Genomic DNA, 12,380 nt, shown 5'->3' with positions numbered 1-12,380 from the left:
GAGAATCGGCTTAAGAAGCTACGAAGGAATTGACGATTCCCAAGATGCCTTCGCCGAAGTGGTTGAGCTTCGCTTCCCCAATCCCTGGAATCTGCAGAAGTTCCTCCGGGGTAGTCGGTTGCTGCTCACCAATCGCCAAGAGGGTCGCGTCGGAGAAAATCACGAATGCGGGGACGGACATTTCTCTCGACATTTCCAGACGCCACGCGCGCAATGCCTCCAGTAGTGCCGGGTCTGCACTGACTGGGCATTCTTCACACCGCCCTGAGATCCGCTCCGCATCAGTAAGCAATGGCTTGGTGCAGCCCTTGCACTGTTTGGACCGTTGGCGCTTACTGCGGGATCTAGTGCTCCTTGAGCTCTGCTGTGCCGCAGCCGAGTAGTCCGAGACCTCAATATCCAGCTCATCGAGGAATCGTGTGCGGCGACGCGACCTGCGGCCGCCTTCTGTACGCGACAATGACCAGGACAGCTCCAGGTGCTCGCGGGCTCGAGTAATGCCAACATAGAACAGACGGCGCTCTTCTTCGATAGCTTCCGCCCCCTGCGCAGGCGATTGGTCGAATTTATTCAGCGCATGTTGGATGGGCAGCGAACCGTCGGTAAGCCCAACGAGGAACACCGCGTCCCACTCCAAACCCTTGGCTGCGTGCAGACTAGCCAGCGTCACACCATCCAACGTCGGCGGATGCTTGGCTTGCTGACGGGTGTGCAATTGGCCGAGGAGCGCCTGGATATTGACCTCAGCGTTTGCATGAACGATGTCCTTGCACAGGTCAAATAGAGCGCGTAGCGACTGCCAGCGTTCCCTGGCACCAGCGCCTTCCGGCTCCTGGTCGGTCATGCCAAGGCCGGCGAAAACCTGCTTGACCAGATCCAACAGGTCCGCGCCCTGCAATGTCGGAACAGTCCGCGAGGAACGGGAGACTCGCACAAGTGCTGCAATGGCATCGCGGATCTCGGGACGCTGGTAGAAACCGTCCCCGCCACGAACCTGGTAGGCGACTCCCACCTCGGATAGAGCCTGCTCAAAAACTGCGGACTGTGCGTTGATGCGGTACAAAACGGCAATCTCTGAGGCCAGAGTGCCTGAGTCGATAAGTCGCTTGATGCTGCGCGCGGTGGCACGAGCCTCCATCGGTTCATCGTCATACTGATTGAAACTTGGCTCCGGCCCGTCTTCACGCTGCCCAACCAGCTTCAGTCGTGAGCCTGCGATACGCCCCTGCGCACGGCCGATCACATTGTTAGCCAGCTCGACAATCTGTGGAGTCGATCGGTAATCCCGCTGCAGGCGAACCACAGTGGCATCCGGGTAGTCCCGAGAAAAGTTCATCAAATAGTGCGGAGTCGCACCTGTGAAAGAGTAAATCGTCTGGTTGGCATCCCCGACAACAGTGAGGTTGTCGCGATCACCCAGCCAAGCGTTGAGAACACGCTGCTGTAAAGGGGTGACGTCCTGATACTCATCGACGACAAAGCACCGGTACTGGTTGCGGAATTCCTCCGCCACCGCCCGAGAGTTTTCCATCGCACCGGCAGTGTGAATGAGCAGGTCGTCGAAGTCAAGCAATAGCCCGTCAGGAGTAGTCTTGATGTCCTCGTAAGCGCGGTAGCAATCGACAATCTTCTCCGCGGGCAGAGGCGCCGTGCGCCCATGCTCCCGCAGCGCGACTTGGTACTGATCCGCGCCGGCCAGTGTGGCCTTCGCCCACTCAATTTCACCCATGACATCGCGGATTGTTTCCTTGGAGGTGTCCAAACCCACCCGACGTACTGCTTGGGCGACAACACGGAATTTCTTGTCATCCAACAGCTGCCAGGGCATATCACCTGCTACTTGAGGCCAGAAGTAGCGCAGCTGACGAAGTGCTGCCGAGTGGAAAGTACGCGCCTGGACGCCAGGCGTTCCCATCTTTGCCAGGCGGTCGCGCATCTCCCCTGCTGCGCGCGAGGTAAACGTCACCGCTAATACCTTCTGCGGCTGCACAAACCCCTGGTCAATGAGGTACTTGATGCGATGAGTAATTGTTCGGGTCTTACCTGTTCCGGCTCCGGCGAGAATACACACCGGTCCCATCGGGGCCGTGGCTGCCTCGCGCTGATCTGGATCCAGCCCAGCTAGATATTCCAGCTCGTTCACATCCGCCTCTGAGTAAGTCAAAAGTTGTTAGACCCCATTTTCAACTAGTCGAGTACTATTCGTCGTTGCTGTAGACACGTCGGACATACAGCAGGCGGTCGCCTGGCTCCACCGACTCACACTCCGGTGAGTCAATTCGGTACAGCTCACCCGAGCGCACCACGCCGAGTGCAATATCCGCGAGGTGACGTGGGCTGGCACCGATTTCCTCTTCGGTGACCAGCCTCTCTGCGACGGAGAACCCTTCGTCCGGGCTCAGGAGGTCTTCCATCATCTCCACCACCGAAGGAGTGACCGTGGCCAGACCCAGCATTCGGCCGGCGGTTTCAGAAGAAATAACCACCTGGTCTGCACCAGACTGCGTCAACAAGTGGCGGTTTTCTGATTCACGCACTGAAGCCACGATGGAGGCACCCGGTGCCAGCTCACGGACAGACAACGTGACCAACACCGCTGTGTCATCCTTGTTCGGTGCAACGACTACTGAGCGGGCACGCTGAATGCCGGCTAACTTCAGCACATCGGATTTAGTGGCCGACCCATGCACCGTCGCCAAGCCCTGATTCGAAGCGTGATCGAGTGCTTCCTTGTCCGTATCAATGACAACGATTTCTGCCGGATCGACGCCGTCCGCGAGAAGAGCTGCAATGGCAGAACGACCCTTGGTGCCGTATCCGATAACGACGGTGTGGTTGCGCAACTGTCTCCTCCAGCGCTGAATTTTCAGGGTTTTCCGGGATTCTTGGGTCAAAACGGTCAGAGTAGTACCGACCAAGAGAGCCAGGAAGGCCACACGCAGTGGTGTAATAATCAAAATGTTGAGAAGTCGGGCTCTCTGCGTCACCGGCGTGATGTCACCGTAGCCCGTCGTCGACAGACTGACAGCCGAGTAATACACCGCGTCGATGAAGGTGAGGGGCTCCGTATAACCGTTGCGGTCGTAGTAGACCACAACAGATGCAATCAGCAGCAAAATCACGGCGTAGTTCAAACGACGTGTAATTAGCCGCCAAGGATTCTTCGGCGCAGTCTCAGGCAGACCAATGACTCCCAGCAGAGCATGTCCGGGAAGATCATTAAGCCCGGTCTCGTATCCCGAGGATTTCCGAATTGGTTTACGCAACCGCTCCTCGCCTGCCTTTCATGAATACTCTTCCCGGTGAAAAATGGCGCGTACAAACTGCTGCTTTCACCCGGATAACTGGCCACGGCCACACGGCAGCTACATACGTAGATGATTATCCAATCAGCTCGCGCATTTTCCTGTCTAACTCTATCCTGCTTGGCAGTAGCGCTTCATCTGGGATTAGCGTCCGTCCTGCCGATACGTAGAAGAATCCCGCTTCAATGTCTTCAGGTGCGGTCTCCATTCCCATTTCACGCAGCCTATCCGACCACGCCAGGCGGTAAATCGCCAACTGCAGAGCCGCTACTTCCCTGTCCTTTCCGCGGGGCATCTGGCCTGTTTTCCAGTCAATGACGCTCCACTTCCCGTTGTCCTTAAACACCGCGTCGATTCGACCGACGACCCGCCGCTGCCCGATGGCAATTTCAAACGGCACCTCCACATAGGCTGGTGTGCGATCAGCCCACTCGGATGCTTCGAAGTTCTCCTTCAAGTTTTCCAGTTCGCGTTCTGACGCGCCCTGCTCTGCGCCGAGGAAGTCATCCAGCTGATCTCCGAAGAGATCCTCATCGTCCAGCAGACTGTGTGCACCGAAGCGATTCTCCAACCATGCGTGGAATGCCGTACCTCGGCGTGCGAATCGGTTTGGTTTAAAGGGCACCGGGCGCGCTTTTCGACGAGCAAACGCGACCGGATCCGCAATCATCGCTTGGTACTCACTAGTGGACATGCTTGTCGGCATTGGCAGATGAATCTCCGCGGCTTTAGCTCGACGGATTTCATCCACCAGAATTGTCGTTTCCGTTTCCCATACCTCAGACAGGTCACCTGCAATAGGTCGCTCATCCTGGTCTTCTTCTATGTAACGCATGACGCTTTCAGCTGCTCGCTGCACGCTATCCCGGCGGTTCCCCAGGGTATCGACGGGCCAGACCACCCCATCAACCGCAGTGTCACAGTCGAGATCAATCTCAGTGTCCGCTACCTCAGGGTCCTCTCCATCTGTCCACGACACCACAAAGTCACTGAACTTCGTGGCGATGGCCGCGAAATCCGCCGACGCATCGGTGGGGTTCTTCAAACTCGGATCAGGCCACCTACTTGCAGTGACAATGAGTTTCTTCGCAGCCCGAGTCATGGCAACGTAGAAGAGACGCTGTTGTTCTTCCCTTTCTACTTCTCGTAGCTCCGCCTTGTAGGCTTCAATCTCCTTGTTGAGCTCGGTCTGGTTGCCCGCGCCTGAAATATCGAGTTCGGGGGCAGCACTATCGACAAAGTCAGCGACGGGTGACCAATCGCCCACTGCGATCTGCATAGTTTCCTCTGTAGTTTCGGCGCTACCCGCCAGCGGATCCACTTGGGTAATTGCGCCCGGAGGAAGCTGGACCGAATTACTGAGCCACGACGATAGCTGGATTTTGTCAAACTTACTGGTGGTGATTCCCGGCACAGCAACCGTGTCCCACTCCAAACCCTTTGACTTGTGCATAGTCATGATTTGGACACAGTTTTCCGGCATGCTCATGGGTGCCCGTTCCAAGCCATCATCGTGTTCGACAGCGAATTCCAGATAGTTCAAAAACCCCGTCACATCGTCCGAGACATTTTGAGAATACGTCGCAGCGATATCGACAAACCTATCCAGATGTGCGGTCGTCGGCCTGGTGATCGCGGTAGCGGAACCATACTGTCCGGCCGCTGCTTCTACGCGAATTCCAAACTCAGTGGCTATATCTTCGACCAACTCCGGCAGAGGCTTATTCAACGAGAACCGACGTAGTTTTCGTAGGCTTGCGCCCAACTGTGCGATGCGCACTATTGCTTCATCTGTGTAGCTTAGCGACTCACTGCTGACCAACGGACCGTTTTCTTTAACACTGCCGCGTGCCAACGGCGTGCCGTCTTTAAAGCGAATGTCCGGGTCAGCGATGGCGTGCCCCAACCCCACCGCAGACGTTGCTGCTTCGGCATTCTCCAGGAGTTGATCATACTGGCGAGCAAGCAGGGACAGCGGTGAGGAGTCTGAAGTCTCTTCAGAATTGTCCTTCTTTCGGGCCAACTCGTCCTTCCCTGCCATTGCCAGCTGGTCTACACGAGTACGCAGTGCTTCCACATCTGCGGCACCCAAATTGAACTGCGGGCTGAGCAACAGGCGCAGAGCGTCCTGGTCCGAACCGGGGTCGACCAATATCTTCATCACCGAGGTGATATCCATGACCTCGGGCAAGTGCAGCAGTCCAGCGAGCCCCACAATAATTGCGGGGACACCCCGCTCAGACAGTGCATCTAAATAAACTGCCGATTCAGCATTTGTTCGAACCAGGATGGCGGCGTCGAGTTTGTTGCCAGCCGCTTCACATTCGCGTAGTTGTGCCTCCATGCAGTCTGCGATGTAGGCAACTTCTTCTTCACCTGTCGCGGTGAAAGCCAGCTGCACCTCGCCCTGACCTGCTTTTGGACCGGCATCCAGTGCCTCCACTGTACGTGCCTGCCCCGCGAATGCACGGTCGGAAACTTCGTTTGCAAGCTGCAGCACTGACTGCGGGTTTCGCCAAGAAATGGTCAGTTGCTTTTTCTCCGCCGGCTGCCCATCCGACCGCGGAAAGTCATTGACAAACTGCACGAGGTTTTCGGCAGTTGCTCCTCGCCAGCCATAAATTGCCTGCATCGGATCACCGACAGCGGTGACACAACCACCGGAGAACAGTGCACGCAGGAACAGTCGCTGTGTATGCGATGTGTCCTGGTACTCGTCGAGCATGATGACCTTAAAGCGGCGCCGCTCCTCTTCCCCGACTTCTGCGAAGTCAGTGGCGAGCCGAGCCGCGCGGGCCATCTGCATACCGAAGGTAGCGACGTTTTCGTCATTGCACCGAGCTCGAACCTGCTCTACCAGCGGCAGAATTTCCAATCTCTCCCGCTGCTTATCAACGATGGCCTGTAATGCGCCAATGAGTCCATCGCCTTTACCCTTCTTCGGGGTCTGCTCAATATTGCTGATGAATGCCTGGGTTTCCTCGCGAATCGCCTGCGGCGAAGACAGGTTCGAGTCGATGTTCGCTCCCAGATTAATAATGCGACCGGCCAGCGTCGATGGCGCAATATCGACATCGATTGCTTTCACATCGCGAGCGACTTCCCAGGCCAACTGCCACTGCGTCGCGCCATCCATAATGGTTACGCCCGGCTCAGTAGGCAGCAAAAGACCATAATTGCTCACGACTTCAGAGGCATAAGCATCGTAAGTAAGCGTGGTCGGGGCAATGACCTCCAGGCTTGCGAGTACCTCTGGTGAAGCTTGTGCACGAAATGCAGCAGAGGAAGCGAGCGCATTGAGCTGCTGCCGGATACGGACGCCGAGCTCGCGCGCTGCCTTTCTGGTGAAGGTCAAACCCAGCACTTCTTCAGGTCGGATAAAGCCATTGGCGACCAACCACACAACTCGCGCAGCCATCGTCGCTGTCTTGCCAGCACCGGCACCAGCAACAACGAGCATCGGTTCCATAGGCGCACCAACGACCGCTGCTTGTTGCGGTGTAGGCGGAAAGTCTTGCCCCATCATCTCCGACAGGGTGACGGGATCAATAATGGTTCGTTCCTCCGACATGACTACCGATTCCCTTCTGCTGCCGGGCACGCCTTCGAAAGTGTGCAGAACTTGCAATGATCACCAGCGAGCGCCAACGCACGCGGGCCAGAAGTCGCATGTGCTACCTGCTCCACGCGCCGTTCCCAACCAGCCAACTTGTCCTCCGTGAGCTTGGACTGTTCTCGGCTAGTGATGATGGTCTTATTGTGGGATTTTCGCGGAAATACCAGGTATGCCCCAGATTGTTCGATGCCTTCGCCGTTGTCCACGGCAAGACCATCTCCGCGTTCAATGAGCTTCCCCTTCGACAACGCCAGCTGATATGTAGCTAACTGTGCGTGCTCTTCTACTTCTTTAGCGGGTGGTGCTGTCTTACCGGTTTTAATATCCACGATTTGAACCGCACCATCAGCGTCTTCAATCAACCGGTCGATTCGTCCGACAATCACAATGTCATCATTAATGGCGACATCTACCGGAACCTCGGTTCCAATATCCTTCTTAGTCCCAATCCACCGCTGCCAATCCTCCAGTGCTGTCAACCAGGTCTCTTCCTCCGTGCGCTTACGCCACTCCGGATCATCGGACAGATCACCAAAAACACGCCGGATTTCAGACTGCGCCTCAGGCACAGTCACTCCCTTCGATACAGCTTCTACTGCCAGATGCAGTAGAGAGCCCAAATACATGGCCGATGTCGGCGCTGATTTATCCAACATGGCCTTCAGTGGGCAGCTCAAGGTTGCTTCCACCTTGGAAGGGTTGATTTTCATCGGCTTCTTGTCATTTACCGGTTCCGAAGTCGACGGTTTACGAAGTCCCCACCAAGTGTTTGGATGCGCACCAGCAACGCCAACCTGCGCCAATCGCGCGAGTTGGCGCGCAGCTTGCCGGCGTCGCGTCTCCGTCTCTGCATCGTCAACAGCAGCTGCACGCAGTTCTGCCAGGAGTGACTCCACAGAGAGAACCCGTGGCAGGCCTTCGCCGGCCCACATGCGATTTTCTGCTTCTGCCACATCCGGACTGTCAACGTTTGCTTCTTCCGCCGCAGCCCCGGCATCCTTCGCAGCGAAAGAGTTCTCCGACTGCTTCACCGGTTCCGTCGTCGAAATACCGAGCTTCTCAACGAGCTCGATAATAAATGGACTGGGAACTCCAACATCATCGGGAGAATCCACTGCGGTCAGCAGTACTCTGTCACTCGCGCGCGATACCGCAACGTGCAGCAAGCGACGTTCCTCTGCCAGAGCATCCGCCATGGAATTGATGTAATCTCGCGGTTCAATTCCGTGGTCGACCAGACCGATGAACTCGTTCTGCCTCATCACCGAGCCAGTCACACCGAGGCTAGGCCACTGTCCTTCCTGGACTCCGACAACTGCTACTGCTTTCCACTGCCTACCCAGAGCCGCGTGCGCTGAGAGAATGCGCACGGCATCGCGTTCTACCCCACTACGGTCACGCGCGCCGATGGGCAGCTCCTGCTCTTCCACAGAAGCGATAAAACCATCAACCGTCAGCTTTGGATTCAGTTCAACACGGTCACCGGCAAAGTCGAACAGGGCCATCACAGCATCCAAATCGCGGTCAGCCGAAGCTCCGCCTGTACCGCCGCGAAGCGATGCCGCCACCAGATGGTCTGCCAAGCCAGTGGACTGCCAAATTGCCCACAACGTCGCTTCCACACCGTCACGCAATGCTGTGCGCGCTGCGCTCAACAGATCCAGTGGCACCTGCAGCGCCTGACGTTCGCGCTGCGACAGAGACTCCATCAGCTCCAGCTGCTCAGTTGTGAGCCCATCTGCTTTCAAAATTCCGATGAGCTGAGTCATCGCCGCCGCGCCAAACAAATCGGCCTTTCGGATTCCACGCAGCAGACGCTCCTTGACAATCGGATCCATGTTGACCAGTGGGCCGGAGAGAAACTCATCCCACTCCACGTCGTCGAGCTGGTTCGTGGTTGCCCGCAACGCCACCATCAAAGCCCGCACCAATCGCTGATGACTTAGCACGATATCCGTCGGGTCAATCTGTACAGGCACACCCGCACGCGACAATGCACGGAACAGAGAGGATTCCCCCGCACCCGACCGGACGATGACCGCCATATCCTTCCATGCCACCCCCTCGTCAATATGAAGGCGCCGGAGATAGTCCGCGACTGTGGCCCGCTGGGCACGCTCAGAAGGGTGAATAGCAACTCTTACGGCACTTTTAGCAGCGTAAGAGTTTCCCCCTGCGACGGCTTCGCTGTTGTTTCCAATACCAGATTCACCAGCTTCGTGTTCCCCAGCTGAGCCAACAATGCCACGATAGGAAGGGGCCTTAGGCAAGCGCTGAGACACTGCGTTGACTAAGCCCGCGATAGCAGCATTACAGCGGTAAGACTGCTGCAAGTGGATTGCCTTGTGCTCGGTCTCACCAGTAGCCCGAAGATACTCACTATTAGCACCACGGAAGTGAAATACCGACTGATCTTCATCACCAGTAATGACGGCCACCGACGCCTGCGTCACGAACCGATCCACAAGACGCGCAGCCTCCGGCGATAAGTGTTCAGCATCATCGACCAGCACCACCGATTTTCCCCACCGAGCCAGTGCTTGCGCATCTGCATCCAGCTCAGTCAATGCCGCTGACACAATTTCTGCCGCGTTCAGGCTGGGCTCCCATGCCAACCGCATAGTCTGCTGATACTCCGCCATAAACTTGCCAGCCGCGCACCACGAATCAATGCCATAGTCGACGCCCAGCTGTTGAAGCCGCGGAGCATCAATGCCACGTTCAGCTGCACGCAGCAGAAAGTCACGAACCGCACGGGAAAAACCAACTAATGGAAGAGCCGGCCGCAACCGTTCTGGCCAATACACACCACCATCTTCCGCATGCCCGGCTAAAAGCTGTCGCACGACAGCATCCTGGCGTGCACCAGTGGTCAGCGATGGTTCAGGCTCTCCACGACTAACGGCAGCATCACGTACTACTGCAAACGCAAGCGAGTGCACGGCGCGCACCATGCCGCCTTGGCCTGCTGCGACCGAACCTTCTTGTCCTAGTTCAGCCACAAAGCGCCGGTCAATATCCCGCCTCAATGCCGCAGCAGCCTCCTTCGACTGCGACACCACCAAAATGTTGTCCGTCGGAATGCCCGCCCTAATATAGTCCACCGCGAGATCTACCAGCAGTGAGCTTTTGCCCGTCCCTGGCCCCCCAAAAACGCGTACGACAGGCTGGTTTACAAGCTTATCCCCCACCACGAGCGCCTGGTTATGTGAAGGGAAAAGAGCCTCTACAGCAGTGCCGGACCACTGCCGACGACGAGGAGGTTCCTCCTGTACGAACCGAACCTTCGGCATTCCATCTACGTTCATGTGCACCATTGTGGCACAATCCCCGGACCACTATTCGCACAACCATTCGAAATAGGGAGAAAAATACCCCCGCCCCCAGGCTTCCCTTAACTAATACCGGTGCTACTTAGACACAAACGCGCGCACTAGTGAAGCTGCACGGAACAGGCCACGATACGCACCCGGCTGCGATTCCGGACTAATGGCGTGGACAAAAAGTCGATAACACATCGCACGCACGAGTAGCTGACCAAAATCCGGCAGGTGATCGAAGCGTCGCAGGAGCTCCTCATCAGCACCCGTCATGGACAGACTATCCACTGCCGCCAAGGCAGCTGTCCAACCACGGACATGCCACGCTGGCACGATATCGGTAAGAACCGGGGCGGCCGTGCCGTCGTAAAGCAGCGTGCCGACGAGGTCAGCATGACAGACCTGCAGGAGCTCTGTTGGCACAACCATCTCTGCCCGTAGCTGGAGCAGGTCACCGGAGATGGTGAGAGCCTCGGCACAGTCGGCGCGGGGGACGCTATCCGGGTCGAGAAGCTGCTCGAGGATTCCAATTGGGTCAGAGGCCCAGGCTGCACGATCACACATGACGAAGTAATCGGGCTCTTTATCTAGAAGGAACTGTGGCCGCTCAATACTGGCGAGCGACTCTTCCACGCGGCCAGCGGCGACAATGGTTTCATCGGCACGTGGCGCGAATTCACCGGGGATGAAATGACGTGCCTGCCAACCGGCAATGACCAAGCGGCCATCACTGGTACGCACGGATTTCGCCACTCGAACGCCATCGACATCAAGCGCGCCGCGAACCTTTGCAGACCACAGCGCCTGCGCCGAGTTATGTACCGGGGACAGAACAATGGAATCGTCGTAGACCCAGCCATTGTCCCAAGCTCGCCCGGCACGATGCGGCTCCCCCTCGGCGCCAAAGGCCTCTAAAACACGGTCGGGAGGAGTGGCAATCATAATCGGCTACTACCTCGCTTTCTGAGTCGGTGCGGCCGTATCATCATCCGCCCCAAACGGGTACGGCCAGCCGTTGACGGAACACGTCTTGCCATCGGCCTGATAGACCTCATTGCTGTCGATTTCGTGCAGTTCATCGTTCGACACGCTCAGGGTCTGCTGCATCATGATTGGCGCGATACCGCCGTCCCTCGGGCAGGGTTCGTGAACCGCATAGCCAAGTCCGTGACCAACCTCGTGATTAATGAGGTACTGGCGATATAATCCCAGGTCACCTTCAAAAGGCAGGGCACCCCGAACCCACCGGGCGATACTGACAATCACTCGCCCAGGCTCACCTTCCCGCCGCCCAGACAGGAAACAGGAGGTCTCCATCCCCAAAGTGTTTCCGCACAGCTGGTGCGCGGTTCCAGTGGCGGAAAGCTGCACGACAATCGTCGGATTCTGGTCACGAGGTACCGCTTCAAAAGAAAAATCTGGATTGGCCGTCCAGCCACGTGGATCGACCAGAATCGAGTTCACCGTCTCTGCAAAGGCACGCTCGCCACCAATCGACGGAACATCGATGTTGTCTTCAATTTCCACGGAATATCTGACCGCATTGCGGCGCCCCTCCCCAACACGGGGATGCGCCACGGTGACGTCTTTAAAATTGCCCGAGGATTCCGTGGCATAGGCTGGGCCAGGTGGCAACTGCCCTCCCTCGTAGTCATCCCCATAGCCCTCGCCGGGTACTGGACCAGAGCGACCGTTGCCATTCTGCGAGGCGACGGTGCCATTGCCAGAGTCAAAAGGATCATCTTCAGCAGTGAAGATGTCAAAGAGAATGATGACAGTGAGCACCACAAGTACGGGGATGGCATAGGCTCGCCACCCCCAACTCCTTGCAATGCGTACGAGAAAGGGTTCTTGCGTCATTAGGCGAAGAAGCCGACCTTACGGTCTGCGTTATTACCGGTCCGGACGTAGGCGACCTTGTCAGCGTTAATCAGGTAGTCGTGACCAGCGCCGTCGCTGAGCTCAATCACGCCTTCGCCAGCAGCCAGCTTCTGGGAGATCGTAGCCTTGACCTCCTCACCACCTGCGACGTTTTCAATGTTCAACTCGCGCGTATTGTCTGCGAATCCAATAGTGATGTCCATAGGTGACATCATAACCATTCCCAAAGCGGCTAGGATTAGAGAGACCGATTAAGCC

At 57.0% G+C, this 12,380-nt stretch carries 7 protein-coding genes and 1 pseudogene; all 8 read right to left on the bottom strand.

Going from position 1 to position 12,380, the window contains the following annotated elements:
* Positions 1-10: 10 nt before the first annotated feature.
* Positions 11-2,134 (bottom strand): ATP-dependent DNA helicase UvrD2, encoded by a 2,124-nt coding sequence (locus ADA16_RS08665; protein ID WP_161797596.1) that lies wholly within the window; start codon positions 2,132-2,134, stop codon positions 11-13.
* Positions 2,135-2,198: 64 nt separating this feature from the next.
* On the bottom strand, positions 2,199-3,266 hold the full coding sequence (locus ADA16_RS08660; RefSeq protein WP_048760916.1) for a potassium channel family protein: 1,068 nt from the start codon (positions 3,264-3,266) through the stop codon (positions 2,199-2,201).
* Positions 3,267-3,381: 115 nt separating this feature from the next.
* Positions 3,382-6,876, bottom strand: a complete 3,495-nt coding sequence (locus tag ADA16_RS08655) for an ATP-dependent helicase (RefSeq protein WP_048760915.1) — start codon at positions 6,874-6,876, stop codon at positions 3,382-3,384.
* 2 nt (positions 6,877-6,878) lie between these two features.
* Positions 6,879-7,631, bottom strand: a complete 753-nt coding sequence (locus tag ADA16_RS11530; protein WP_414629659.1) for a RecB family exonuclease — start codon at positions 7,629-7,631, stop codon at positions 6,879-6,881.
* A gap of 417 nt (positions 7,632-8,048) precedes the next feature.
* Positions 8,049-10,214: pseudogene (locus ADA16_RS11525) on the bottom strand (UvrD-helicase domain-containing protein); the annotation flags it as partial.
* A gap of 117 nt (positions 10,215-10,331) precedes the next feature.
* On the bottom strand, positions 10,332-11,183 hold the full coding sequence (locus ADA16_RS08645) for a TIGR02569 family protein (RefSeq protein WP_048760910.1): 852 nt from the start codon (positions 11,181-11,183) through the stop codon (positions 10,332-10,334).
* A 9-nt stretch (positions 11,184-11,192) separates the two neighbouring features.
* Positions 11,193-12,101: a DUF3152 domain-containing protein gene (locus ADA16_RS08640; RefSeq protein ID WP_048760909.1), complete on the bottom strand. Its 909-nt coding sequence runs from the start codon at positions 12,099-12,101 to the stop codon at positions 11,193-11,195.
* A complete protein-coding gene (locus tag ADA16_RS08635; RefSeq protein WP_239659408.1) occupies positions 12,101-12,325 on the bottom strand; it encodes a DUF3107 domain-containing protein in 225 nt (74 codons plus the stop codon). The genes ADA16_RS08640 and ADA16_RS08635 overlap by 1 nt, the downstream gene beginning before the upstream one ends.
* Positions 12,326-12,380 lie beyond the last annotated feature (55 nt).

Source organism: Corynebacterium vitaeruminis (assembly GCF_001054325.1).
In the GTDB taxonomy this organism is placed as follows: domain Bacteria; phylum Actinomycetota; class Actinomycetes; order Mycobacteriales; family Mycobacteriaceae; genus Corynebacterium; species Corynebacterium vitaeruminis_A.
This window is presented reverse-complemented; position numbering and strand designations above follow the sequence as displayed.